Here is a 26,025-nt window from a genome sequence, read left to right on the forward strand (position 1 = left end):
ATTTCTAGTAAAATCTTAAATTATTCATTAAATTAATTTATTAAAAATTAATCAATTTAGGCTAAAATACGACCATTTAAACAAAAGGAAGAGCTATGAAAAAAAACGTAAAAAAAGTGGTTTTGGCATACTCTGGCGGACTTGATACAAGCATTATTTTAAAATGGCTTCAAGATGAATACAACTGCGAAGTAGTCACATTTACGGCTGACATCGGACAAGGCGAAGAGCTAGAGCCTGCACGCAAAAAAGCCCTAGCGCTTGGCGTGAAGCCTGAAAACATTTTTATTGAAGATTTAAGAGAAGAATTTGTACGCGATTATGTATTTCCAATGTTTAGAGCAAATGCAGTTTACGAGGGTGAGTATCTGCTTGGTACATCGATCGCTCGCCCACTTATAGCAAAACGCCAAAGTGAGATCGCAAGACTTGTTGGTGCTGATGGCGTAAGCCATGGAGCAACAGGCAAAGGCAACGACCAAGTTCGCTTTGAGCTTGGATACTACGCACTTGGCGATAATCTAACTATCATCGCTCCATGGCGCGAGTGGGATCTAAATAGCCGTGAAAAACTTTTGGCATACGCTGAGAAAAACGGCATAGATATCACCAAAAAACCAGGCAAAAGCCCATACTCAATGGATGCAAATTTACTTCACATAAGCTATGAAGGTCTAGTACTTGAAGACCCAAGTCACGCACCAGAAGATGATATGTGGAGATGGACGGTAAGCCCAAAAGATGCTCCAGATAAGAGCGAGATCATCGAGATTGGCTATGAAAAAGGCGATCCAGTTAGTATAAATGGTAAAAAAATGAGCCCAGCTGAAATTTTAACCGAGCTAAACCGCCTTGGCGCAAAACACGGTATAGGCAGACTTGACATCGTAGAAAACCGCTCTGTTGGTATGAAGAGTCGCGGATGCTACGAAACTCCTGGTGGCACGATAATGCTAAAAGCTCACAGAGCAATAGAGAGCATCACGCTTGACCGCGGCGCAGCTCACTTAAAAGATGAGATCATGCCAAAATACGCCGAGCTAATTTACAACGGCTACTGGTGGTCACCTGAGCGAAATATGCTCCAAGCTCTCATTGATAAGAGCCAAGAGCATGTAAATGGCTCTGTAAAAGTTGAGCTTTATAAAGGCAACGTGACTATCCTTGGCAGAAACAGCAAAGATGATAATCTATTTAGCGAGGCATACTGCACATTTGAAGAAGATAGCGTTTATGATCAAAAAGATGCAGCTGGATTTATCAAACTAAACGCGCTTCGCTTCATCATCGCACGCAAAAATGGGCGAAAATTTGACTAAAAATAAAATTTAAAAGGAAAAAAATGAAAGTATTATTAATAAAAGATGTAAAAGGACTTGGCAAAGCTGGCGAGATAAAAGAGGTAAAAGACGGCTATGGCAACAACTTCTTAATTGGCAAAGGCTTTGCAAAAGCAGCTACTCCAGACGTTCTTCGCCAATATGAAGCAGCCCAAAAAAGAAAGGCTGAAGAGCTAAAATACGAGATCGCAAATTTAGAAAAACTTAAAGAAGAGCTTGAAAAAGTGACAGTTGTCATCAAGAAAACTCTTGGTGCAAATGGCTCACTTTTTGGCTCAGTTTCAAAAGAAGAGATCGCAGCAGAGCTTGAAAAAACGCATCATTTAGTTGTCGAGAAAAAAGCGATTGACATGGACACTCACCTAAAAGCAGTCGGCCTTTATGACGTTCATGTAAAGCTTAAACACTCGATAAATGCGAGCTTGAAGGTTGATGTGCAAGGAGAGTAGATGTTTCATGCGACAACCATCTTAGCCTACAAAGGCAAAAATAAAGCGGTTATCGGCGGCGACGGACAGGTGAGCTTTGGCAACACCGTCTTAAAAGGAAATGCCGTAAAAATTCGTAAAATTCATAACGGTAAAGTCCTAGCTGGCTTTGCTGGCAGCACTGCTGATGCGTTTAATCTTTTTGATATGTTTGAGAAAAATTTAGAGCACACAAAGGGTGATTTGCTAAAGGCGGTGATAGAATTTAGCAAAGAGTGGCGCAAAGACAAGTATCTAAGAAAGCTTGAAGCGATGATGCTTGTGCTTGATAGGGATAAAATTTTCTTACTTAGTGGTACCGGGGATGTTGTAGAGCCAGAAGATGGTAAGATAGCAGCTATCGGAAGTGGTGGCAACTACGCACTTTCAGCGGCCCGTGCTTTAGATAAATTTGCCGATATCGACGAAGAGGAGCTAGTCAAAGAGAGCCTTAAGATTGCCGGCGAAATTTGCATCTATACAAATACAAACATCAAAACTTATGTTTTAGAATAAGAGAGAAAATGAACTTAACACCAAGAGAAATTGTTAAATTTTTAGATGACTATGTGATCGGTCAAAAGGACGCCAAAAAGATCATAGCGATCGCACTTCGCAACCGCTACCGCCGTATGAAGCTTGAAAAAAGCTTGCAAGATGACATCATGCCAAAAAATATCTTGATGATCGGCTCAACTGGCGTTGGCAAAACTGAGATCGCAAGGCGTCTTTCAAAGATGATGGGTCTGCCATTTATCAAGGTTGAAGCTAGTAAATATACTGAGGTTGGCTTTGTTGGTCGTGATGTTGAAAGCATGGTAAGAGACCTTGCTATGGCATCATATAATCTCGTAAAAAATGAGCAAAGCGAGAAAAATCAAGATAAAATCAACGCCTATATCGAAGAAAAGATCGTCTCAAAGCTACTTCCACCACTTCCAAAAGGGGCTAGCGAAGAGAAACAGGCCGAGTATTCAAAGAGCTATGAAAAGATGCTAAATAGGCTAAGAAACGGCGAGCTTGACGAGCTAAGCATCGAGATAGAAGTGCAGCAAAACCCACTTGAAGCCGGCTCAAACGTGCCACCTGATATGGCGCAGATGCAAGAGAGCTTTATAAAGATAATTGGTATCGGCGGCAAAAATATCAAAAAAGAGATGAAGGTAAAAGACGCTAAAAAAGCTCTTCAAAGTGAGGCAAATGATAAAATTTTAGACCTTGAGAGCGTAAAAACTGAGGCTTTAAAAAGAGCTGAAAACGAGGGCATCATCTTTATAGACGAGATCGATAAAGTGGCCGTTGGCTCAGGTAGCTCAAATAGGCAAGATCCTAGCAAAGAAGGTGTGCAAAGAGACTTGCTGCCTATCGTTGAGGGCTCAAATGTTAATACCAAATTTGGAAATTTAAAGACAGATCATATTTTATTTATCGCGGCTGGTGCCTTTCATATAAGCAAGCCAAGCGATCTCATCCCAGAGCTTCAAGGCCGTTTTCCACTAAGGGTCGAGCTTGATAGCCTTGATGAGGACGCGCTTTATCAAATTTTAACTCAGCCAAAAAATTCGCTTTTAAAACAATACATCGCCCTACTCTCAACCGAAAATGTTGATCTAGAATTTGACAATGAAGCAATAAAAGAGATAGCCAGGATCGCTCATGCGGCAAATGAAAAGATGGAAGATATCGGTGCTAGACGCCTTCATACGGTGATCGAGCGTGTGATAGAAGATATCAGCTTTGAGGCTAGCGAAAAGAGCGGCGAGAAGATAAATGTGACAAAAGAGCTCGTAAAAGAGCGCCTAAAAGACGTGGTTGAGGATCAAGATCTAGCGAGGTATATACTTTGAAATCAGGCTTTGTTAGCATCATAGGACGCACAAATGCTGGCAAAAGCTCGTTTTTAAATGCGTTATTAAACGAAAAGATCGCTATCGTCTCGCACAAACAAAATGCAACTCGCAGAAAGATAAATGGCATAGTAATGAATGGTGAAGATCAAATCATCTTCACCGACACACCAGGACTTCACGAGAGCAACAAGGCGATAAATCAACTACTAATTAGTCAAGCGATAAAATCGATGGGAGACTGCGATCTTATCGTATTTTTAGCGCCTATTCACGATAATACCGACGACTATGAGAAATTTCTAGCTCTAAATCCTGAAAAACCGCACATCTTAGTACTAACAAAAGTCGATGAGAGCTCGAACACAAAGGTACTTGAAAAGATCACCCAGTATCAAAAATTTCAAGATAAATTTGAAGCACTTCTTACTTTTAGCACCAAGCAGCCAACCTATAAAAAGCCGCTTCTTGATGAAATTTGCAAGCTTTTGCCAGAGCATGAGTACTTTTACGATCCAGAATTTCTTACTTCAACAAATGAAAAGGAAATTTTTAGAGAATTTATACTTGAAGCGATCTATGAAAATTTAAGCGATGAGATCCCATATCTTAGCGATGCGATCATAAAAAGCGTAAAAGAAAAACCTGGCATTACTGAAATTTTTGCAAGCATCATCACTGAGCGCGAAATTCACAAAAGTATGATCATCGGTAAGAATGGTGAAACGATAAAACGAATAGGAATTTTTGCAAGAAAGTTAATACAAAATTTAACCGGATCAAAGGTCTTTTTGAAACTCGATGTAATCGTTAAAAAAGGCTGGAGTAAAGAAGAAAAGAGCCTTAATAAAATAATTGGTTATTGATTTTTTATTGTAAAAATATTAAAATACAGCCCAATTAGAGCATTATGAGGTAAATTTTTATGTTAAAGCTTAGAAAAATTAACGATAATCCAATCGTTACGCTAGATCCTTATGAATATGAAGGTTTTAGATTTTCTAATAGCAATGTCGATACACTAAGTCTTTCAAAGAATATTTTAAAGCGAGACTTTTTTATATCTTATATCGAGTACAAAGATATAATAACAGCTACCATAAATATTTCAAGAACAATAGATGATGAGGATATTGAAAATAATATCTCGATCAAAATTTACGAAGAGCTCTCTCTTGATCCTGCGATTGACTATAAAATAGTTTATTTTGAAAGCAATGTTGAAAAAGAAGATAGAATTTTTAATGTTTTTATTGCTACAAATGAAACGATAAATAAAATTTTTAAAAATATTTCTAAAAGAGTACCTTTTATAGATTATGTCGTTGTAGAGCCACTCTTATATAGTGCTATATATAAAAAAGGTTTACTTCCTAGCACTCAGAGTGATTGTTTTTTGACATTTAGGGCCGATGAAGCATTTATAAGCATTTATGTAAATGGAGAATACCTTACATCAAGAGGTTTAAGATACACACTAAATTATCTAAAAGATAAATTTATAGAGCAAAGTGGTGAAAGAGTAAGCCTAGAAAGCTTTTTGAATATCCTAAAGACAAGAGGACTTTTAGATAGCAATGAAGAAGGCTTTAGCTACGATCTAAATACTGTTTTTGAGGACTATATATTTTACGTAAATGACACGATAAATGTTGTCAATAGAATCTATAGCATAAATATAAAAAATATCTATATTGACTGCGACTATAAAATAGAGCGTTTTGAAAAATTTATCAATACAAAGCTTGGCACAAATGCTACGAAATTAAATACAAGCACTGTAATAAATTCTAAAAATTTAGCTATTAGCGAACGATATAACATGATGGCTTTATATGCAAATTTTTATAAAAAAGAGGCCTTTAATGCCGATTTTAACTTCTCAAATTTACTTAGGCCTGATCCGTTTACAAAAAGAAAAAGTGGTAAATTTATACTGACATGTGCTGCTGCTTTTTGCCTAAGTATGTCCTATCCACTTTATAATTATATAGCTGGTAGTATTTTAGAGGCAGATTCGCAAAGACTGAGCGATGAGCTTGATGTTCTTAATGCACAAGCAGCACAAATAAGAAATACTCTTGAAAGACTAAAAAAAGAGCAAAATGATATAAAAGGATTAACTGATAAAGAGGAAGAGAAGTTAAATTTTAGAAAAGGGTTGCTTCAAGAAATTGAAAATAAAAAAGATCATTACGTAATGAAAGGTTTAAATCTTTTTGAAATTACCGATATGATAAATAACAATAGCGTTTTTATAACAAATATTAAAAATAACGATAAAAATTTAACCGTAACGGTTGTTAGCGATAATGAAAAAAGGATTACGCAGCTAATAAAAGATATTAGCAAGATGCCTAAATATTCAGTAAATACAAAAAAAATTAAAGAAGATAGGCAAAACAACGAGTATGAAAGTAATATAAGTATAGAGATTAGACAATGAGACAAGACGTTTTAAGTAAAATAGATAAGTATTTTGACGCAAAAAAACAAAGCGAAACAAATATAATTTTTTTGGGTTCAGCCTTAATTATTATTTATATTGTTTATATGCTTTGCTTTGATCCATCGCAAGATTTTTATGATGAAAGACTTAATGCGCATACTAAAATTAGCAATGATCTTTCAAGAACAAGAGATTATTTAAGATCAACTAGCTCACCTAGTGGGGATAAAAATTTTAAAATAAATGAAGAGACCAAAATACTTGAAACGCTTAAAGGCAAATATTCTAGTGTTTTAAAATTTAATGCTCATTTTGACTCAAAGCTAAAAGAACTATCGTTTTTATTATTTAACGATCAAAATTGGGCAAATTTCTTAGACAATATCGTATCTTTAGCAAAGCAAAATAATATAAAAATTTTAGAGTTAAAAAGCGATATAAAAGAGCCAAATTTCCAAAAGATTGAGCAAATTTTAAATATTGACTTGACATTTTTGGGAGGTTTTAAAGATATGCTTTCATATATAAATGGCCTTGAAGAATCAAAGCTAGTAGTTGATCTTCATAAAATGGATGTAAATTCTACCCAAAAAGAGCTTGGCGCTAAGATCTCAATATCTGTTTGGGGAATGAAATACTAATGAAAATAAAAATTTTATTGGCTTTTTTATTTTTAAATATTGCTTTTGCTAATCAGCTTCAAGAGGAAATGGATTCTTATGATAAAATTTTTGAAAAAATAAAGGAAAAAAGAAGCGGTCTTAGCGATATTGAGCTTTCTAGTATAAAAAATCCTTTTAAGCAAGAACCTATCAAGACGGTAACAGATCAAAATTTATCAATTATCACTCAGGCTTCAAAAGGGCTTAGTTTAAAAGCAATTTTATTAAACAAAGCAAATATTGATTCCAAATGGTATGCTGTCGGTGATATTGTTGATGGTTACAAAATAGCCAACATTACTAGAAACAGCGTTTTTTTAGTAAAAGGCGATGAAAAACAAGAGCTAATTTTAAAAAATGGAAGTAAAAATGTTGAGATTAAAATTAAATAAAATATTAATAATAGGTGCACTTATTTGCTTAAATATGAATTATGCTAGTGCCAATGAAAGTAGTTGTTTAAGCAAGAATTTTAATATGAAAATTTCAGATGATGTTGCGCTAGTAGATGTGTTAAATCAGCTTTCAGAGATGTGTAACTTTAGTATTGTTGCAAAGGATACTTATAGCAAGACAGAACTAAAAGATAAAGTTTTTGGTGTTAATATCAGAAATATGAGTCTTAGCGAAGTTTTTGACCTGCTTTTAAGTGAGAAAAATTTAAGCTACGAGTTTTCAAATAATGTATTAAAAATTTCATCTTTAAAAACTCAAATTTTTAAACTAGATTATATAACTTCTATTAGAGAAGGAACTGCTGTCACCCAAGCTTCGGTGGATGCTACTCCATCTGAAATTTCTAGTGGTTCAAGTAGTAGCGATAATTCCCAAGATGATAGTTCTCAAGGCTCAAGCAACCTTATAAAAACTACTGAGAGGTTTGACTTTTGGGAAAAACTAGATGCTGAGCTTAAAGCTATTTTAAATAATAGTAGCGAACATATTACAGCACCTGATCCTATTATAAACCAAAATGCGGGACTTATCACTGTTACGGCCACTCCTTCTCAACTTAAGCGTGTCGAGAAATATATAGATGAAATGCAAAAAAGACTAAAAAAACAAGTAATTATTGATGTTTCTATTATTTCAGTTGAGTTAAATAATGAATACAAGCAAGGCGTTGATTGGAGTAAATTTGAACTTGGATTTAATACATACATTGGTAATTCAAGAAATAATCCGAGCTCAAGTGCTACTTGGACAAATAAAGGCAATAGCCTAAGTGATGGATTTGGACGTACATTAAATATTGCAGCTAATTTAAATTTTAGCCTTGATGGAATGATAAATTTTCTTGAGACAAATGGAAAGACAAAGGTCATATCAAGCCCAAAAGTAACAACACTTAATAATCAACAAGCTCTAATTTCAGTTGGTGATAACATAAACTACCGTGTTCAACAAAAGACTGACAATGGAAACAGCAATAGCGATAGGTTGACAACCACTTACAAACAATACTCTGTTTTTATAGGCATATTATTAAATTTACTACCAGAAGTTTCTGATAACAACAAAATCATGCTTCGAATCAATCCATCGCTTAGTAACTTTAAATATGCTGAAGACGACACAAGACAAAATGCGTTAAGAGAGATTGCTCCAGATACAGTGCAAAAGAAGCTATCAACTGTTGTTCAAGTTGATAGCGGTGATACTATTATTCTTGGTGGATTAATAGGTCAGACAAAGGGTAAAAATAATACTTCTGTACCTCTTCTTTCTGATATCCCGCTTATAGGTGGTGTCTTTAAAAGCACAAGAGACAATATAAAAACAACAGAACTTATCTTTGTCATCACTCCTCATGTAGTTGATTTTGACAAAAAAAAGCCACTTAATCAATCATTAAAAGACTTAGGTTTTTCTAAAACGATCTATGAATAACAAGAATATTTATACAGATATAAAAGATATCTTTATCAACGAAGACGAAGTAGCTGATTTTGTTAATCTAGATAACTCAATCACTTGTTACAATAAGATCGTCTCGGCTCTAAAAAAGCCATTAAAACTTATACTTTTTTATGGCAAGCCTGGCAGTGGAAAGACTTTTTTGCTAAACAAGATAGCCTCTGATCTTCAAAAGGATAAAAAATTAATTTTTTTCCCACATCCTTTTTTTAGCGAAGCTACATTTATAGAAGCTCTTTGTGAAGATATATACGGAAATAAACTTGATAATATAAATAATTTTGAAAGTTTTGTCGCACACTACTCAAAAGAATTTAAAAATAAAGATGAAATTTTACAAAACCAAATAGTCGTTATCCTAGATGAAGCACAACTTTATCCTACTGAATTGATCGAAAAAATAAGGCTTATGGCCGATACAAGATTATTTAAATTTCTATTTACGATTCATAAAACTGAAAATGAAGATGTGTTAGCAAAGGACTATTTTCAAACTAGAATTTGGGAGAGTATAGAGCTTGGAAGTGCAAACACGAATGAAATCATAGTTTATTTACAAAGAAAAATAGGACAAAAAGGTTACGATAAATACCTAAATTTTCAGAAAAAAGACTATGAAAAAGCCTATGAGCTTTGTTGCGGAAATCTACGCACACTAAATAAAATTATGTATAAATTTTATGAAATTTGTGAATATTACGAACAAAATCAGCCATCAAAATTAAGTAGCGAGGACGCAAATATTAAAATTTTGACAATGTCTGCACTTGATACAGGAATAATTCATGCTTGAATTACAAGAAATTCAAAGGCTAGAAAAGCTTTATGAAGAGTACGAAAAAAAGAATAAAAATAGCCTTTTAAAATTATTATCACATAAAAAACCAGGTCTTTTAATAATTACGATCTTGCTAATTGCTTTTATATTTGGTGCTTTTTTATTTTTCTCAAATGCTAAAAACAAAAAAGAGACAACTAATACTCCAGCTTTATTTGAGAAAAATTTGACAATACAAACAAATATAAAAGAAAAAAACATAACCTTTGCTGAAACCAATATCAGCAAAAATATTTTAGAAGATGGCAAACAAAAAAGCGAACAGGCAAAAGAGAGATTTGAATCAGATAAAAAACAAGATGAGCTTGCTGAGAAAATAGCCAAAAAGCTAGAACAATCCATAAAGCTAAATGAATATAATAAAGAGCAGGCATCAGATAAAAAACAAAGAAGTGGTGGCGGTTGGCTAAAGCTAAATTTACCAACTGAAAATGAAAATATGCAAAATGAACAGCCTCTACAAAATGAAGAGATAATAGAATTGGAACCAAAGGCAAAGCCAAAAATTGATATTCAAATTTCAAGTGAAAACAATGAAATTTCTATGCTAAAAGAAAATTTTAATAAAAATAAAAATCCAGAAATCGCCCTTAAAATAGCAAGAAAATGCTATCAAGATAAAAGATATAGCGACACTATAAAATGGGCACTATCGGCAAATAATTTAGATAGTAGCATTGAGGAGTCTTGGGTCATGTTTGCTAAGGCAAAATATATGCTAAAGCAAAAAGATGATGCATTGCGTGCATTAGAAGAATATAATAAAAATAAAAATAAGCCAGAAATAAATGATCTAATAAATAAGATAAAAAGTGATACGTTGTGAAATTCTTACTTGTTATATTTTTATCATTAAATGCCTTTGCGATTGGGATGGCTGATATTAAAAGTTATTTTGAAAAAGCTGAATATCCTAAAATTTGTAATCAAAAAATACAAGATCTTTTAAAAGATTCACAAAATGAAGAATTTCTTAATATCTTTGGCATATCTTGTTTAAAAACAAATGATATAGATAGGCTCGCTCTTCCAGCAAGCAAACTATCAAAAACGCAAAGTTCAAGAGAGAATGCAGCATATTTTGCTGATATATTGCTTAAAAAAAAGCTATTGCTTCATGCTATCTTGGATGGGGCTGATATAAGCTATATTAGACTTCCAAAGAGCGATTACATTCTTTCATTTATATTTGATAAATTTGTCAAAAAAGAATACGTTGAGGAGCTTGGCGTATTTATTTTTGAAGAGCCAAATTCAGACACAAGATATGAACTTAGTACAATCGTTAGCCCAAATTTTGCAAAAATGATTTTAAAAATTTTTAAAAATGACGATCTTACTTCGCAGATTGAGTATAGATAAAGAGAAGAGATGAATAATTTAGAAAATTTAACGCTAAAAACATTAGAACAACTTAATAAACTAAATGATGAGCAAATTTTAAAGATTATAGAGATAAAAAAGATAAATGAAAAAAGTCTTTTGGCTATTTTGCTTGAAGAAAATATACTAGAAGAAGAAATTTTTTTTGAAATTCTATCTGATATTTATAGAAGAGGACACACTGACATTGATGAAATTTCGACTAGTCTTCAGATAGATCAAAAGCGCTTTATTCAATATGTATGTGATAAATTTAAAATCACATTTTTTGACCTTGATGATATAGATATCGACTACCGTATCAGTGAAAAGCTAAGCACCTCGCAGCTAAAATCATATAATGCGATCCCTGTAAAAGAAGATGAGATAAGCGTTTATGTTGCTTTTAAAAATCCTTTTGATGTGATCATTCAAGATAAAGTTCAAAATTTATTTAACAGAAAGCTATTAAAAGTAGCTTGCGCCGATCCAGCCCAGATAGAAAAATATATAAACAAAATAGCTCTTAATGAAAGCATAAAAGACGTTATTACAGAGATCAGAAAAGAGCTTTCAAGCTCTAGCAGCCAAGGGCAAAGCACAGAAAGCTCTGGAATTTTAAAGCTAATTGAGATAATTTTAAAAACATCTATTCAAAGCAGAGCAAGCGATATTCACATCGAGCCAACTGAGACAAACTGCATCGTAAGAAGCAGGATAGATGGTATGCTAAGTGAGACATTTATATTTGATAAAGATATCTATCCTCCGATGGTAAGCCGAATGAAACTACTTTCAAATATGGATATCGCGGAGCGTCGCCGCCCACAAGATGGTAGATTTTCAGCTCAAATTTTAGATAAAGAGTACGATTTTCGTATCTCTACGCTACCTATCTTAAATGGCGAGAGCATAGTTTTAAGAATTTTGGACAAATCAAAAGTTATCATAAACATTGAAGACCTTGGTATGCATCCAGATAATTTTGCTAAATTTAAAAAGAGTATGAAAGCGCCTTACGGCATCATCCTGGTTACTGGTCCGACAGGATCAGGAAAAACGACTACACTTTATGGTGCATTAAATGACATAAAAAGTGTAAAAACTAAGATTATTACCGTTGAAGATCCGGTCGAGTATCAGCTAAATATGATCCAACAAGTACATGTCAATGAGAAGGCTGGGCTTACTTTTATCTCGGCTCTTCGCTCTATTTTAAGGCAAGATCCAGACATTATTATGATAGGTGAGATCAGAGATCAAGAGACGCTTAGAATCGCAATTCAAGCGGCACTAACTGGTCACCTAGTCTTTTCTACACTTCATACAAACGACGCTATTAGCGCTTTACCTCGTATGGTTGATATGGGTATTGAGCCATATCTAGTAAGTGGCGCACTAGTTTGCATCGAGGCTCAAAGGCTTGTAAGAAAGCTTTGTCCGTATTGCAAACAAAAAGTCACGCTATCTCAAAAAGCTCTTGATGAGATTAAGAAATTTCTTCCTGAAGATTATCAGTTTTATAAAAGCGTAGGTTGCCAACACTGCTCACAGACTGGATATCTAGGGCGTGAAATGATAAGCGAAATATTATCTATCAGTGATCATATAGCAAGTATCGTAGCAAATAACGCTTCAAAAGAAGAGCTTAAAAAGGCCGCCTATGACGAAGGCTTTATAGATATGTTCCATGATGGCGTTATACGCGCAGCAAATGGTGTAACAACAATCGAAGAAGTATATAGAGTTGCCAAGATATGAAATTTTACGAAATAGAATATATAAAAGATGGCAAACGCCAAAAGATGAGCTTAAAGGCCAATAGCAAAAATGATGTAAAAAATCGTGCAAATATTCAAGGCATGATAGTAAAGATCAAAGAAACTCAGGTTTCAAGTATCAACAATGATTTTTTGGACTTACAAGAAAAATTTAACAAAATATTCTCTTCTTCAAAAGTAAAAATTCCAGCTCTTGTTGCTACCATAAGGCAACTTAGCGTTATGACTAATGCCGGTATATCAATACACGATGGCATAAAAGAGACAGCAAATGCTACCGAAGATAAAAGACTAAAAACAATATTTCAGACATTAGATGAAGACCTAAATCAAGGTGCGAGCTTAACTCAAAGTATAGAAAATTTTCAAGAAGAGCTAGGCGATGTCACTGTCGCTATGGTAAGGCTTGGAGAGAGCACTGGTAATATGGCTGATGCATTATCAAAGCTAGCTTCTATCTTGCAAGAAGTCTGGGATAACCAACAAAAATTTAAAAAAGCCATAAGGTATCCAATAACCGTAATATGCTCTATAATTTTGGCTTTTATTGTGCTCATGACATCGGTTGTTCCACAATTTCGAGAAATTTTTAGCCAGCTTAATGCCGACCTCCCTCTTCCTACTAAAATTTTACTAAACATTGAATACATAATGAGCAATTACGGCATATATATAATAGTTGTTCTTGTCGCATTTGCTTTTTTACTAAAAAGGCAATATTCAAATGATGAAAATTTTAGGGATAAGGTCGATAAATATCTACTAAAAGTCTATCTTGTGGGCAAAATAATATTTTTTGCAAATATGAGTAGATTTAATCTAATCTTTACAGAGCTTGTTCGCGCAGGACTTCCTATCGCTGACGCACTAGATACTGCCGTTGTAACTGTTTCAAATCAAGACATAAGAAATAAGCTAACTGCTGTAAAAGTACTGGTTGGTCGTGGCATAAGCTTAACTGAAGCCTTTAGGCAAACTGGACTTTATGAGGGCATGCTTATACAAATGATAGGTGCTGGCGAACAAAGTGGTAGCTTAGACGACATGACACAAAAAGTTACTGATTATTATAGAGTGAAATTTAATGATATTATTGATAATATTTCAAACTATATTGAGCCGATACTACTAATATTTATTGCGGCTATGGTGCTTTTGCTCGCCCTTGGTATATTTATGCCAATGTGGGATATGGCAAAAGCTGTTAAAAATTAAATCAACATTTAAAGGAGTAAAATGCCTATAGAAAGAGAATATGGCGTTGATGAGAACGCATTTTTAGTTTCAAAAACTGATCCAAAAGGAAGAATCACTTATTGCAACGAGCCATTTTTAGAAATCGTAGGTGTAAAACAAGGCGATGTTTTGGGCAAACCGCACAACATCATAAGACACCCAGATATGCCAAGGGTTATTTTTAAGCTACTTTGGGAACGTATACAAAACAAAGAAGAAATGTTTGCTTTTATTAAAAATAAAACTCTTAATGGCGGATACTACTGGGTATTTGGAAATATCACCGCCTCTTTAGATCAACAAGATAATGTAGTTGGATACTATTCTGTTAGACGTAAGCCAAATGCAAAAGCAATAGAGATCATAAAACCACTTTATGCAAAATTACTTGAGCTAGAACGAGATGGCGGTATTGAAGCGTCTAAAAAATATTTATTAAAATTTTTGGAAGAAAAATCAACAAGCTATGATGAATTTATAAACAACTTACAAAGGTTCTAGATATGTTTAAGAAAAAATCAAATGCAATAAATGAGATTTTAAGTGTTGTCAAATCGGCAAGCAATGGCATATTAGAGCCTCGCATTGTAAATGTTGGAGAAAAGGACGAGATGTATGAAGTCGCCCTTGGCATAAATGATCTATTAGATCAAGTTGAAGCACTTCAACGTGAAATTTCAACCTCTGTCCAAGCTGCACAAAACTCAAAAACATATAGAAATATATTTGTAGAAGGGTTTAGGGGTTTATTTAAACGAAATGCCATATCTATGAGCAAGGGTGTCACAGGTATAAAAGACGGCCAAAAAAGCAAGGTTAGAGGTCTTCTATCAAGCGAGCTTGACAAACTTGGAAACGGTATAAATGGTATAAATTATGTAAGAGATGATCTAAATGAAAGTATCAAAAATTTAAGCCAAACAGCAACAGATGCTAAACAAACTGCACAAATAGCAAAAGAAAATATGTCAAATATCGTCGAGCTTAGTCAAAATATGGGAGAGCTTGATGGTCTAGTACAAAGCTGCTCAAATGCTACTGGCATGCTAAGCACTAGGGCTTCTGAAATAAGCTCTGTTTTAAATTTAATAAAAGATATTGCCGATCAGACAAATCTACTTGCTCTTAACGCCGCCATTGAAGCTGCTCGTGCAGGAGAGCATGGACGTGGTTTTGCGGTAGTTGCTGATGAGGTAAGAAAGCTAGCTGAAAACACACAAAAAGCCGCAAGCGACATAGAAGTCAATATAAAAACACTTCAGCAAGAGGTAAATGATATCGATGAAAATTCTAAAAAAATCGATGAAATTTCTAAACTAACAACACAAAATGTAGAAAATTTCAAAAAGGTATTGAGCGAGTTTAATGCGAACGCACAAAATACTGCTCAAACATCAAAATATGTCGAAAATAAAACCTTTGCTATAATCGCAAAAATTTCGCAAATTGCCTACAAAACCAAAGTGTACTCTGATCTTATAAACGAGCAAGGATACAGCGAGGAAATACGTGATTTAGCACAAAGTCTGCTAGATTGGTATGAGAACGAGAGTATAAGCGAACACAAGCAAAACAAAAATTTTGATAAGTCAAAAGAGCTTACAGCGTCACTAAATAATGAAATCAAACTCTTGCTCGAGAAGTCAGCCTCTAGCTACAACGAACAAAATTTGAACTATTTTGTTGATAAGTCTAAGAAAATAGAAGATCTAAGCGAGCAAATTCTTACTTCGTATAACGAGATTTTTAAAGATAAAAACTGAAGTGTTAAATTATCTTTGATGTTTTTTAGGGTGGTCAAAAAATAACGCTTTTGCGCCGCCCTCTTTTAACTCGCTAAATCTACATCCAAACTCAACGCAAAATATTCCAGAAGTTGGGATATTGTCTATTGACGAATCACTTAAATACTCACAAATTTCAGTTATGCTTGGGTTGTGCGTGATGATAAAAATCTCATCCAAACTCTCTTCTATATTTTTGACAAATTTTAAAAGATCTTCAAAGCTTATATCATAAAGCTCATCTATAAGATCGATCTCTTCTTTAAATTTTAAAGTTTTAGCAATAATCTTTGCTGTTTGCTCGCATCTTTTGGCACTACTAGAAAAGATAACCCCTGGCATCACATCATACATTTTTAGCCTATTTGCCATAAATTTAGCGTCCTCTTTGCCTTTTTGACTAAGCTCCCTTAAAACATCTTTAGCTCCATCCTTATTCTCATCAACCGCTTTTGAATGTCTTATGAAATAAATTTTACTCACTATCTCTCCTTTGAGAAATTCTTTATCAAGCAAAGCTCTTCTTTACTAAATCCAGCTTTTAAGCGATCTTGCTCATTGATCTCTCTAACATTTTTAAATGAATTTGGATACAAACTTAAGATAATGTCAAAGTAGCTTTTCTCGTCAATACGCTCTTTTTTGCAAGCAAATTTAAACCACTTATCGCCTTTATAAACATGAGAGATTTCTTCTTTTAAGATGACTTTCAGGCACTCTATCAGCTCTTCGTTGCCGCCCTCGCCTTCAAGCCTTTTTATAATATAAGCGTTTGCATCAAGCCCATTTGCCTCCATATATCTTGGCAGTAGCGCCATACGGCTAGTTAGACTATCTGAAGTCTTTTGAAGTGCGATAAAAAGTCCATCATGTACACTTAGCTCGCCGTATCTACCACCTTGTTTTAAGAGCAAATTCTCTATCATACAAAAGTGTCTGATCTCATCTTCAGCTACTTCTAGCCAGTCTTCATAAAATTCTCTTGGCAAATTTCTAAATCTATAACAAGCATCAAGCGCGATGTCAATAGCACTAAATTCAATATGAGCTACCGAATGGATAAAATTTAAATTTTTATCCTTTGGCTTTACTTTTTTGTTTAGCTCTTTCATACTAACCACTTCACAAAATTTTGCATAGCTAGGCGTTATTAGCTCGTTTGGCTTAGAGCTTTCGTAAAAATTTATATTAAAATCTCGTTTAAATTTCTCATAAAATAGCTCAAATTTTAAAAATTTAAGCCCAATCTCGCCTTCATCTAAAATTTCCCAAATTTCATCATAAAAATTCATATTTTCTCTTTATATAAATCTGTATTTACGAGTGTAAATTTATATAAATAAAGCTTAAAATTTGAGCCTAGTATTTGTTTTAAAAGGTTTTTAGTAAAATTTCTGATTTATTTTGCTTTGCCATATCCAGCAAATCTATTTGCTGCCAAGCAACTTGAGTTTGAACATCTTACAAGATAACTATTTATCTCTTGATTTCCTTTTAGATGCACATTTTTTTGTTTTAGATTCATATAGCTATGAATTATCTTTCCGCCAGAATTATGTATAAATTTTACTGTCTCATCGCCAAGAACAGCCGTAACTATGCCAACATGAGTGATATTTTTCTTATCTTTATTTTTTTGAACACCCTTGCCAAGAGTATTTGAGAAAAATACAAGATCGCCTATTTTTGGATTTTTATGAGTAATTAAATTTTTACTTTCATAAAAATTATAGATCGCTTTTGACTTTCTACCACCATTATCGTAGTAGCGATTTATTGTCTTTTCATCAAAATACATATTTTGATACTTTGCATTTACGATAGAAACAAATCCTGAACAATCACCGCCCGCTCTTGTATTTAGGTATTTTTTAAAAAAAGAACCAAATTTTTTATCTTCTCTATCATTATCTTCATCTATGATTTCACCAATCATTTGCTCACTAAAATCAACACTTGAAGTTACGGTTTGATTTGTTTCATTTTGCGGAGTTGTCGGTTGATTAGAGGTAACAGAACAACCTGTAAAAAATATAATGCTAAGTATAAAAAAGATTTTTTTATTTATTGAATTTGACATATTTATATCCAAAATTTTAGTGTTTGCAATTTTAACTTTTAAACGTAAATGAACCGGAAATAGTGCTTTGCTTTCTTTATTCTAAGTTAAAAAGCAATATAATATCGGCAAAAAACATATTTTCTTAAGGCAAAAAACAATGATGCACTATTTAAAGATAAAAGGAAATGCCAAATTAAGTGGCGAAGTAAAAATAAGCGGTGCCAAAAATGCTGCTCTACCGATCATCGCCCTAACCTTACTTGCAAAAAAAAGTGTAAATTTAACAAATATCCCAAATGTCGCTGATATAAAAACACTTTGCCAACTGCTAACTAACCTAGGAGCAAAGTGCGAATTTAAAGATAAAAACTCACTAAGCATAGACACAAGCTGTGTAAGCTCGACGACTGCAAATTATGACATCGTTAGAAAGATGAGAGCATCGATATTAACGCTTGGACCGCTTCTTGCACGCTTTGGCCACTGCGAAGTGAGCCTACCTGGAGGATGTGCGATCGGACAAAGACCTATCGATCTGCATCTAAATGCGCTTGAAAAAATGGGAGCAAATATCGAAATAAAGCAAGGCTACGTCGTTGCAACAGCACCAAACGGACTAAAAGGCGCAAAAATCGTCTTTGATAAGATCACCGTAACTGGCAGTGAAAACATCATCATGGCTGCAGCTCTAGCGCACGGTACAACAGAGCTTTTTAACGTAGCACTTGAGCCTGAAGTGGTGCAAATTTGTGAAATTTTGGCTAAGAGTGGCGTTAAAATAGAAGGCATCGGCACAAGTGAACTAAAGATAACTGGAAGTGGCCAAAAATTACTTGAAATTTGCGATATTGAAGTCATCCCTGATAGGATCGAAGCCGGCACATACCTTTGCGCTGGAGCTATAACAAATAGCAAAATTTCAGTCAAAAAGGCAAATGCAGCCCATATGACGGCTATTTTAAATAAATTTGAAGAGATGGGCTTTGGTATCGAAGTAGACGGCGACAAAATCACGATATTGCCAGCAAAAGAGATAAAACCAGTAGAGATAAGAACCACCGAGTATCCGGGCTTTCCTACGGACATGCAAGCTCAATTTATGGCGCTTTGTCTTGCAGCAAATGGCGTTAGTACGATAGATGAGAGACTTTTTGAAAATCGCTTTATGCACGTTAGCGAGCTTGCTAGAATGGGAGCGGATATTAAATTAAATGGGCATATCGCAAGCGTTTATGCACCAGCTAAGCTAAATGCAGCCGATGTAATGGCAACAGATCTTAGAGCAAGCTCAGCGCTGATACTAGCTGCTCTTATAGCAAATGGCGAAAGCTTGGTACATAGAATTTATCACCTTGATAGAGGATATGAAAATTTAGAAGAGAAATTTCAAGGCCTTGGTGCAAATATTACTAGGCTTGAGGAGTAAAAATGCTGCTAAATGATGCATTAGATGCGCTTAAATCTAAATTCAAATTAAAAATAGATAGTGAAATTTTACCTATCAGCATGGCTCTTGGTAAAACATTGGCAAATGATGTAGTGGCGGTAAAAGACTTGCCATGTTTTGATAACTCTGCGCTTGATGGCTTTGCTGTGAAATTTGAAGATAAAGACAAGCCATATAAAATAGTTGCAAGTGCCTTTGCAGGCGATGAAGAGCAGCTAATAATCGGCAAAAACGAGTGCGTGAAGATAATGACAGGCGCAAAGATGCCAAAGGGTGCTGACACGGTCATGAGATTTGAAGATTGTGTGGTTGAGGGTGAGTTTGTAAAAGCACCAGAAAAGCTTAAAAAAGGTGACGCTTACCGCTTTAAAGGCGAGGAGGCAAAAATAGGTGAAATTCTCCTAAAAAGTGGCGAAATTTTAAATACTAGAAGCGTGATGATGCTAGCAGCTCAGGGCATAAGCTTTATAGATGTTAAAAAGCAGCCAAGCATTGCAGTTTACTCAAGCGGAAACGAGATCATCGAGCCTTGGCAAAGAGCGAGCGAGGATGAAATTTACAACGCAAACGCCTTTGGTATCGCTGCACTTTTAAGATCCATTGGGCAAGGTAGCTCATATCTTGGCATCATAAAAGATAATTTAGACGCTGTAAAGCAGGCGTTTTTAAATACTACAAACTATGACATCATTGTCTGCTCTGGCGGAGCAAGCGCTGGTGAGGCTGACTTTATGAAGATAGCCCTAAGCGAGCTTGGATACAACGAAATTTTCTCGCACCTTGACATAAGACCTGGCAGACCTTGCAAGGCTTATGAAAAAGATGGCAGGCTTGTTTTTATCTTGCCTGGCAACCCTATGGCTGCTTATCTTTGCACGATGATGCTTGTTTTGCCTCTTTTAAAAGAGGATTGCTTTGTGATACAAAATGCTACAAATGCGCAAAATTTAAAAGTAAAATCAGGCAGGATCAATGCTATTTTTGGAAATATTGAAAATGATAAATTTATAGCAACAAATGGTGGAAAATACGGCTCTGGCATGATAGATCATATTTTAAAAAGCACTTTTATGTTTTTAACTAGCCCAGATCAAAGCGAAATTTTGCAAAATAGTGAAATTTCTCTTATAAAACTTCCATAAAATCTTGACAAATGAAAAACAATCTGATAGAATGCGGATTTCATTTTAACTGCGGGAATAGCTCAGGGGTAGAGCACAACCTTGCCAAGGTTGGGGTCGCGAGTTCGAATCTCGTTTCCCGCTCCATCTTTTTTATACTCATTTTTTTACTTTCCACAAAACTTTTTGCAAATGAAGTCAGCATTTACCCAATGTATTGCGTTCTAAATGATCAAATTTCACTTAGCACTTTTGGCTTTGAAGGCGAAGACAATGAAATTTTAAACCTAGAGGGCAAAAGAGCAGCCAAGATAGATAGCAAAAAACTCTATGAAATTCTAACAGCAAATTTTAAAACATATAATGACAAAAGCGGTGGAAGCGTTGCCTTTGTGAAAAACTGCTCTATTATGGATGAGATTCAAATGCGATTTTTAAGATCAATTAGCGATGAATATCCTGGTATCAGCATAAGTGATCTTAGCATTAGCCCACAAAATAAGCTTCCAGCAAATTTCAAAGAACTCGTCCTAAAAAATATCTTTTTAGGTGATCAAAATAGTCAAAAAGGTACATTTAGAGCATCATTTGAGGATGTTGATCTGAGTCTAAAAAGTATCTATTTTAAATTTAGCTTTAACGCTAAGATGCCAGCCTTCATAGCAATAAATTCAATGAATACAAACCATATTTTAAGCCTACTTGACTATCAACCAACGATGATCGAGTTTGGCAAATGGCCAAAAGATGCACTTTCTAGCTCAAATAGCTTAGCTCTTATAACAAAAGTGCAGATAAAAAGCGGTGAAATTTTAACCAAGCGTCAGTTTAACGCCATAAATTTAGTAAAAAAAGGTCAAATGCTAAATGCAGTTTTGATCGAGGGCGGTGTCAATATAATCGCCGAAGTAAAGGCACTTGAAGATGGAAATTTAGGCGATATGATAAAGATAAGAACAAAGGATAATAAAATTTTAGAAGCCACGGTTTCTGGTAAAGGACAGGCGATAATAAGATGAGAAAGATAGTTTTTGCAGCCACCGGAGCAAGCGGAGCTGGGCTTTTTTTAAAACTAATAAATGCCGCAAAAAATAGCTGTGAGGTGCACGTCATAGTTGGCAAAAATGCCATGAAAGTTTTGGAGGCTGAAGAGAATTTAAAGCTAAATTTAGATGATCTTGGCGTAAAAATTTATGACGATCAAGACCTTGGCGCGGGCCCGGCCTCAGGTTCGTTTGGCACAGATGCCATGATCATAGCGCCCTGCTCTACCAACACACTAGCAAAAGTTGCAAACGGCATAAGCGACACGCTCATCACAAGAGCCGCAAGTGTCGCGCTAAAAGAGAGACAAGGGCTAGTCTTGGGCGTTAGAGAGATGCCATTTTCTACGATCACACTCTCTCAGATGCAGCTACTCTCATCTCTTGGCGCTATCATTGCACCCCCAGTTTTAGGCTACTACGCAGGCATAAAGTGCCTTCAGGATATGGAAAATTTCATAATCGGCAAGTGGCTTGATGCCTTAAAAATCAAAAATAATCTTTACAAAAGGTGGCAAATTTGAAAAAATCTTGCATCTATCCAGGAACCTTTGATCCGATCACAAACGGCCATTTAGACGTTATCATAAGGGCTACGAAAATTTTTGACAAAGTGATCGTCGCAGTTGCAAAAAGTGACAGCAAACAACCGATGTTTGTACACGAAAAACGCATAGAGATGGCAAAAGAAGCAGTTTGCGAGCTTGGCAATGTAAGCGTGCTTGGTTTTGATAACTTACTTGTTGATTTTGCTAAATCGCACGGCATAAACACCGTCATCAGGGGTCTTCGCGCAGTTAGTGACTTTGAGTATGAGCTACAAATCGGCTACGCAAATGCTGCACTCTGGGACGAATTTGAGACGGTTTATCTTATGCCAAGCTTAAATAACGCCTTCATTTCAAGCTCGATTGTCCGCTCAGTCTTACGCCACGACGGCGACGTGAGCAACCTAGTGCCAGCAAAAATTCTAAAAAAATTAAAGGCGTAAAATGTATGTTTTATTTGAAGGCATTGACGGCGTTGGAAAGAGCACGCAAATAGAAATTTTAGCTTCTAAATTTCCTGACGTCATCGTCACAAAAGAGCCTGGTGGCACGCAACTAGGTGAAAATCTGCGAGAAATTTTGCTTAGTTCAAACATAAAAATAGGCAAAAGAGCTGAAATTTTACTCTTTTTAGCTGACAGGGCCGAGCATTTTGAAAAGCTGGTCGCTCCAAATTTAGGTAAGCTAATACTTAGCGACAGAGGCTTTATATCTGGCATCGCCTACGCTTTGGCAAATGATGGAAATTTAGATGAAAACGTGCTTTTAGAGCTTAATAAATTTGCGCTAAATGATAAATTTGCAGACAAAATAGTCTTTTTTGAAGCAAGCCATGAGCTAATAAGCTTGCGTTTAAAAAATAGAGGCACAAGCGATAAGATAGAGGCTCGTGGGCTAGAGTATCTTTTAAAAGTGCAAAGTTTGATGAAGCAAATTCTCATCAAAAATGGCTTTGAAACGCTTTTTATAGACGCATCTAAAAGCATAGAGCTAATTTCAAAAGAGATAGAAAATTTTATAAATTTTAAGTAAAATCACAAAAAAATAAAAAGGATAATGCGATGATAACGGCACTTCGTGGCATGAAAGATATGCTTCCAGCTCGCGCTAAACTTTACGCACAGATAATCAAAACCTGCGAGGAAGTCGCAAAAAACTACGGATATGAGCAAATTTTGACCCCGCACCTCGAGGAGACGGCGCTTTTTAAAAGAAGTGTCGGCGAGAGTAGCGACATCGTGGGCAAAGAGATGTATCAGTTTGAAGACAAAGGTGGCAATGACGTTTGCTTGCGTCCTGAGGGCACTGCTGGCGTGGTTAGAGCATTTATCGAGGCAAAACTTGACAGGGAAAATGTGACAAAACGCTGCTTTTATCACGGTTCGATGTTTCGCTATGAACGCCCGCAAAAAGGCCGTTTAAGAGAGTTTCACCAGTTTGGTTGCGAGTGCTTTGGCGAGGGCAGTGTTTACGAGGATGCGAGCATTATCTTGATGGTGAGCGAAATTTTTAACAGACTAAACATAAAAACAACCCTAAAAATAAACTCGCTTGGTGACGAGAGCTCGATGAAGTCTTACAAAGAAAAACTTGTCAAATTTCTAGATGAAAATGATGGTAGAATTTGCGAGGACTGCAAAAGACGCAAGCTTTTAAACCCTATCCGCGTGCTTGACTGCAAGGTCGAGAGCTGCCAAGAAATTTATAAAAACGCTCCAGTTATCACTGATAGCTTAAGCTGTGAGGCGCAGGCTGATTTTACAAAACTGCAAGAAATTTTAACCGCAAATGGCGTTAAATTTGAGATAGACACTAAGCTCGTTCGTGGGCTGGACTACTACTGCAAGACGGCGTTTGAGTTTATAAGCAATGAGATCGGCTCACAAAGTGCAGTCGCAGGTGGCGGCAGATACGATAGGCTGGTCGAGTATCTTGGCGGTAGAGCAAGTTATGGCGTTGGCTTTGCGATGGGCGTTGAGAGGATAATGGAAATTTTAGGTGAAGCTGGAGATGAGCGAGACGGAGTTTATCTTTGCGCGCTTGATGCGGCAAATGTTGATTTTATCTATAATCTTGGCTCAAAACTTCGCAAAAAATATCAGGTTGAAATTTCATATGAAGCTAAAAAGCTTCAAAAACATCTGCAAAATGCCGACAATAAAAATGCAAAAATTTTCCTTTGCGTGGGCGAAAACGAGATGAAAGAGAATAAAATTTGGTATAAAAATTTAGAAACCAAAGATGAAAAAACGATACATTTAGATAATCTTGAAAAGGAGCTGGGATGAATGATTTTGGACTTAGCATTTGGGGTAATTCAAATTTTGTTATAGAAGATGGCAAAGTCTGTATAAATGCAGCCAGCAAACCAGCGATTATCGACATCGTAAAAGAGATAAGAGACGACGGATATAGAGGGCCACTACTGCTTCGCTTTCCGCACCTTATCCAAAAACAGATCGAGCAGATCCACGCAAGCTTTGCAAAGGCGAAGAAAGAATTTGCCTACAAAGGCAGCTTTAATGCCGTATTTCCACTTAAGGTCAATCAGTATCCTGGCTTTGTAAAAAACCTAGTTCGCCTTGGCAAACCTTATAACTACGGTCTTGAAGCTGGTAGTAAGGCTGAGCTACTTTTAACTATGGCTTACAATAACGAAAAAGCTCCCATAACCGTAAATGGCTTTAAAGATAAGGAGATGATAAATATAGGCTTTATCGCCGCTGAAATGGGGCATAACATCACGCTAACGATCGAGGGTCTAAACGAGCTTGAAGCGATAATCGCCATCGCAAAAGAGCGCTTTAAACCAAAACCAAAGATCGGGCTTAGAGTGAGACTACACTCGACAGGATCGGGACTTTGGGCAAAGAGTGGTGGCATACACTCTAAATTTGGACTAACATCAACCGAACTGATAGAAGCTGTAAAGATGCTAAAAAAGGCAAATTTACTTGAAAACTTCACGATGATACACTTTCACATTGGCTCTCAAATAAGCGAGATACATCCGCTCAAAAAGGCACTCATCGAAGCTGGCAATATCTACGCTGAGCTTAGAAAAATGGGTGCCTCAAATTTAAAAGCTATAAATTTAGGTGGTGGTCTTGCGATAGAATACTCGCAGTTTAAAGAAGAAAGCAGCAGAAACTACACACTAAACGAATATGCAAACGACGTTGTTTATATGCTCAAAACCATAAGCGAGCAAAAAAAGGAGATCGAGCCAGATATTTTTATAGAGTCAGGCCGCTACATCGCCGCTTCTCACGCGCTTTTGGTTGCCCCTGTGCTTGAGCTATTTTCTCAAGAATACACCGAAGAGAAGCTAAATTTAAAGAAAAATAATCCAAATTTAATAACCGAGCTAGTTGATCTTTACAAGTCAATCAAGCCTTCAAACGCCCTAGAATACCTACACGACGCCATTCACCACACCGAGAGCATCCTCACACTTTTTGACCTAGGCTATGTCGATCTGCAAGATAGATCAAACGCAGAGGTGCTTTTAAGGCTCATTAGCAAAAAAGCTGTCGTGATGCTTGGCAACAAGAGCAACTCAAGCGATCTAACTAAAATTCAAAAAGAGGTTCAAGAGAGATACCTGCTAAATTTCTCTATTTTTCAAAGCTTGCCTGACTTTTGGGGGCTAAAGCAAAATTTCCCTATCATGCCACTAGATAGGCTTGATGAGCGCCCTACTCTGCCAGCTTCGATCTGGGACATCACCTGCGATAGCGACGGCGAGATCAGCTATGATGACGAGAAAAACCCACTGCTTTTGCACGACGTGGATGTAGAGAAGGAGGATTATTTCTTGGGATTTTTCCTAGTTGGCGCATATCAAGAGGTGATCGGTATGAAACACAACCTCTTTACCCACCCGACAGAGGCCACGATAGAGCTTTCAAGTGATGGATACAAGATCACAAATTTACTAGAGAGCCAGTCGATCCTTGATATTATGGAGGATATGGACTATGATATTTACGAGATCCAAGACACTCTAAACGAGCGCTTAGTGAAATCAACTCTGATAAACGAAACACAAAAGAAGCAAATTTTGGGCGAACTTTATCTATTTTTAAACGACAATAGCTACTTAAAAACAATCAACTAAA

The 26,025-nt window shown here is 35.8% G+C and carries 27 protein-coding genes and 1 tRNA gene; 25 read left to right on the plus strand and 3 right to left on the minus strand.

The genetic code is table 11. The annotated features are described in order from the left end of the window. Window positions 1–95 precede the first annotated feature (95 nt). The 16 genes from CVT13_RS00715 to CVT13_RS10615 all read left to right on the plus strand — a co-directional run bounded on the left by CVT13_RS00715 (window position 96) and on the right by CVT13_RS10615 (window position 15,662). Window positions 96–1,319 carry an argininosuccinate synthase gene (locus CVT13_RS00715; protein ID WP_107811251.1) on the plus strand — a complete coding sequence of 408 codons (1,224 nt, stop codon included), beginning with the start codon at window positions 96–98 and terminating at the stop codon, window positions 1,317–1,319. A 23-nt stretch (window positions 1,320–1,342) separates the two neighbouring features. After that, a complete protein-coding gene (gene rplI / locus CVT13_RS00720; RefSeq protein WP_107811252.1) occupies window positions 1,343–1,789 on the plus strand; it encodes a 50S ribosomal protein L9 in 447 nt (148 codons plus the stop codon). Next, entirely contained in the window at window positions 1,790–2,323 is a 534-nt protein-coding gene (gene hslV, locus CVT13_RS00725) for an ATP-dependent protease subunit HslV (RefSeq protein WP_002940451.1), read from the plus strand. 8 nt (window positions 2,324–2,331) lie between these two features. Then, window positions 2,332–3,654, plus strand: coding sequence for an HslU--HslV peptidase ATPase subunit (hslU, locus tag CVT13_RS00730; protein WP_107811253.1), 1,323 nt, complete (start codon window positions 2,332–2,334; stop codon window positions 3,652–3,654). After that, window positions 3,651–4,520, plus strand: a complete 870-nt coding sequence (era, locus tag CVT13_RS00735) for a GTPase Era (RefSeq protein WP_107811254.1) — start codon at window positions 3,651–3,653, stop codon at window positions 4,518–4,520. The genes hslU and era overlap by 4 nt, the downstream gene beginning before the upstream one ends. 59 nt (window positions 4,521–4,579) lie before the next feature. Next, complete coding sequence (locus CVT13_RS00740) at window positions 4,580–6,100, plus strand: C4-dicarboxylate ABC transporter (RefSeq protein ID WP_107811255.1); 1,521 nt, start codon at window positions 4,580–4,582, stop codon at window positions 6,098–6,100. Continuing rightward, a complete protein-coding gene (locus CVT13_RS00745) occupies window positions 6,097–6,744 on the plus strand; it encodes a pilus assembly protein PilO (protein ID WP_084107947.1) in 648 nt (215 codons plus the stop codon). Before CVT13_RS00740 ends, CVT13_RS00745 begins: the two co-directional genes overlap by 4 nt. Beyond that, window positions 6,744–7,157, plus strand: coding sequence for a hypothetical protein (locus CVT13_RS00750; RefSeq protein WP_167496254.1), 414 nt, complete (start codon window positions 6,744–6,746; stop codon window positions 7,155–7,157). The genes CVT13_RS00745 and CVT13_RS00750 overlap by 1 nt, the downstream gene beginning before the upstream one ends. Then, window positions 7,135–8,655, plus strand: coding sequence for a pilus (MSHA type) biogenesis protein MshL (gene mshL, locus CVT13_RS00755; protein ID WP_085657363.1), 1,521 nt, complete (start codon window positions 7,135–7,137; stop codon window positions 8,653–8,655). Before CVT13_RS00750 ends, mshL begins: the two co-directional genes overlap by 23 nt. Further along, complete coding sequence (locus CVT13_RS00760) at window positions 8,648–9,475, plus strand: ATP-binding protein (RefSeq protein WP_107811256.1); 828 nt, start codon at window positions 8,648–8,650, stop codon at window positions 9,473–9,475. The genes mshL and CVT13_RS00760 overlap by 8 nt, the downstream gene beginning before the upstream one ends. Then, window positions 9,468–10,346 carry a transformation system protein gene (locus CVT13_RS00765; RefSeq protein WP_107811257.1) on the plus strand — a complete coding sequence of 293 codons (879 nt, stop codon included), beginning with the start codon at window positions 9,468–9,470 and terminating at the stop codon, window positions 10,344–10,346. The genes CVT13_RS00760 and CVT13_RS00765 overlap by 8 nt, the downstream gene beginning before the upstream one ends. Then, window positions 10,343–10,882: a hypothetical protein gene (locus CVT13_RS00770; RefSeq protein ID WP_107811258.1), complete on the plus strand. Its 540-nt coding sequence runs from the start codon at window positions 10,343–10,345 to the stop codon at window positions 10,880–10,882. The genes CVT13_RS00765 and CVT13_RS00770 overlap by 4 nt, the downstream gene beginning before the upstream one ends. Before the next feature lie 9 nt (window positions 10,883–10,891). Next, window positions 10,892–12,643: a GspE/PulE family protein gene (locus CVT13_RS00775; protein WP_107811259.1), complete on the plus strand. Its 1,752-nt coding sequence runs from the start codon at window positions 10,892–10,894 to the stop codon at window positions 12,641–12,643. Next, entirely contained in the window at window positions 12,640–13,878 is a 1,239-nt protein-coding gene (locus tag CVT13_RS00780) for a type II secretion system F family protein (protein ID WP_072594213.1), read from the plus strand. The genes CVT13_RS00775 and CVT13_RS00780 overlap by 4 nt, the downstream gene beginning before the upstream one ends. Window positions 13,879–13,899: 21 nt before the next feature. After that, the gene (locus tag CVT13_RS00785) at window positions 13,900–14,400 is read left to right on the plus strand and encodes a PAS domain-containing protein (RefSeq protein WP_107811260.1); all 501 of its coding nucleotides are present in this window, start codon (window positions 13,900–13,902) and stop codon (window positions 14,398–14,400) included. A gap of 494 nt (window positions 14,401–14,894) precedes the next feature. Then, window positions 14,895–15,662: a methyl-accepting chemotaxis protein gene (locus tag CVT13_RS10615; RefSeq protein ID WP_413784294.1), complete on the plus strand. Its 768-nt coding sequence runs from the start codon at window positions 14,895–14,897 to the stop codon at window positions 15,660–15,662. Between the two features lie 9 nt (window positions 15,663–15,671). Here CVT13_RS10615 and CVT13_RS00795 read toward each other — a convergent pair whose 3' ends face one another. The 3 genes from CVT13_RS00795 to CVT13_RS00805 form a co-directional block, all read right to left on the minus strand. Further along, on the minus strand, window positions 15,672–16,166 hold the full coding sequence (locus CVT13_RS00795) for a SixA phosphatase family protein (protein ID WP_107811262.1): 495 nt from the start codon (window positions 16,164–16,166) through the stop codon (window positions 15,672–15,674). Further along, the gene (locus tag CVT13_RS00800; protein ID WP_107811263.1) at window positions 16,166–16,975 is read right to left on the minus strand and encodes a ferritin-like domain-containing protein; all 810 of its coding nucleotides are present in this window, start codon (window positions 16,973–16,975) and stop codon (window positions 16,166–16,168) included. The genes CVT13_RS00795 and CVT13_RS00800 overlap by 1 nt, the downstream gene beginning before the upstream one ends. A gap of 107 nt (window positions 16,976–17,082) precedes the next feature. Then, window positions 17,083–17,763: an NlpC/P60 family protein gene (locus CVT13_RS00805; protein ID WP_107811264.1), complete on the minus strand. Its 681-nt coding sequence runs from the start codon at window positions 17,761–17,763 to the stop codon at window positions 17,083–17,085. 139 nt (window positions 17,764–17,902) lie between these two features. Between CVT13_RS00805 and murA the strand changes: the two genes are divergently transcribed. The 9 genes from murA (at window position 17,903) to speA (ending at window position 26,024) form a co-directional block, all read left to right on the plus strand. Beyond that, entirely contained in the window at window positions 17,903–19,171 is a 1,269-nt protein-coding gene (gene murA, locus CVT13_RS00810; RefSeq protein ID WP_107811265.1) for a UDP-N-acetylglucosamine 1-carboxyvinyltransferase, read from the plus strand. A gap of 2 nt (window positions 19,172–19,173) precedes the next feature. After that, entirely contained in the window at window positions 19,174–20,334 is a 1,161-nt protein-coding gene (locus CVT13_RS00815; RefSeq protein ID WP_107811266.1) for a molybdopterin molybdotransferase MoeA, read from the plus strand. Window positions 20,335–20,385: 51 nt separating this feature from the next. After that, a tRNA-Gly gene (locus tag CVT13_RS00820) sits at window positions 20,386–20,460 on the plus strand. 65 nt (window positions 20,461–20,525) lie between these two features. Then, a complete protein-coding gene (gene flgA / locus CVT13_RS00825) occupies window positions 20,526–21,332 on the plus strand; it encodes a flagellar basal body P-ring formation chaperone FlgA (RefSeq protein WP_107811267.1) in 807 nt (268 codons plus the stop codon). Then, complete coding sequence (locus CVT13_RS00830; protein WP_107811268.1) at window positions 21,329–21,880, plus strand: UbiX family flavin prenyltransferase; 552 nt, start codon at window positions 21,329–21,331, stop codon at window positions 21,878–21,880. The genes flgA and CVT13_RS00830 overlap by 4 nt, the downstream gene beginning before the upstream one ends. Continuing rightward, the gene (gene coaD, locus CVT13_RS00835; RefSeq protein ID WP_107811269.1) at window positions 21,877–22,347 is read left to right on the plus strand and encodes a pantetheine-phosphate adenylyltransferase; all 471 of its coding nucleotides are present in this window, start codon (window positions 21,877–21,879) and stop codon (window positions 22,345–22,347) included. The genes CVT13_RS00830 and coaD overlap by 4 nt, the downstream gene beginning before the upstream one ends. A gap of 1 nt (window position 22,348) precedes the next feature. Continuing rightward, complete coding sequence (gene tmk, locus CVT13_RS00840) at window positions 22,349–22,936, plus strand: dTMP kinase (protein WP_107811270.1); 588 nt, start codon at window positions 22,349–22,351, stop codon at window positions 22,934–22,936. Window positions 22,937–22,965: 29 nt separating this feature from the next. Continuing rightward, window positions 22,966–24,192 carry a histidine--tRNA ligase gene (gene hisS, locus CVT13_RS00845; RefSeq protein ID WP_107811271.1) on the plus strand — a complete coding sequence of 409 codons (1,227 nt, stop codon included), beginning with the start codon at window positions 22,966–22,968 and terminating at the stop codon, window positions 24,190–24,192. Continuing rightward, window positions 24,189–26,024: a biosynthetic arginine decarboxylase gene (gene speA / locus CVT13_RS00850; RefSeq protein WP_107793028.1), complete on the plus strand. Its 1,836-nt coding sequence runs from the start codon at window positions 24,189–24,191 to the stop codon at window positions 26,022–26,024. The genes hisS and speA overlap by 4 nt, the downstream gene beginning before the upstream one ends. Window position 26,025: the final 1 nt, after the last annotated feature.

The organism is Campylobacter concisus, assembly GCF_003049085.1.
GTDB lineage: Bacteria > Campylobacterota > Campylobacteria > Campylobacterales > Campylobacteraceae > Campylobacter_A > Campylobacter_A concisus_H.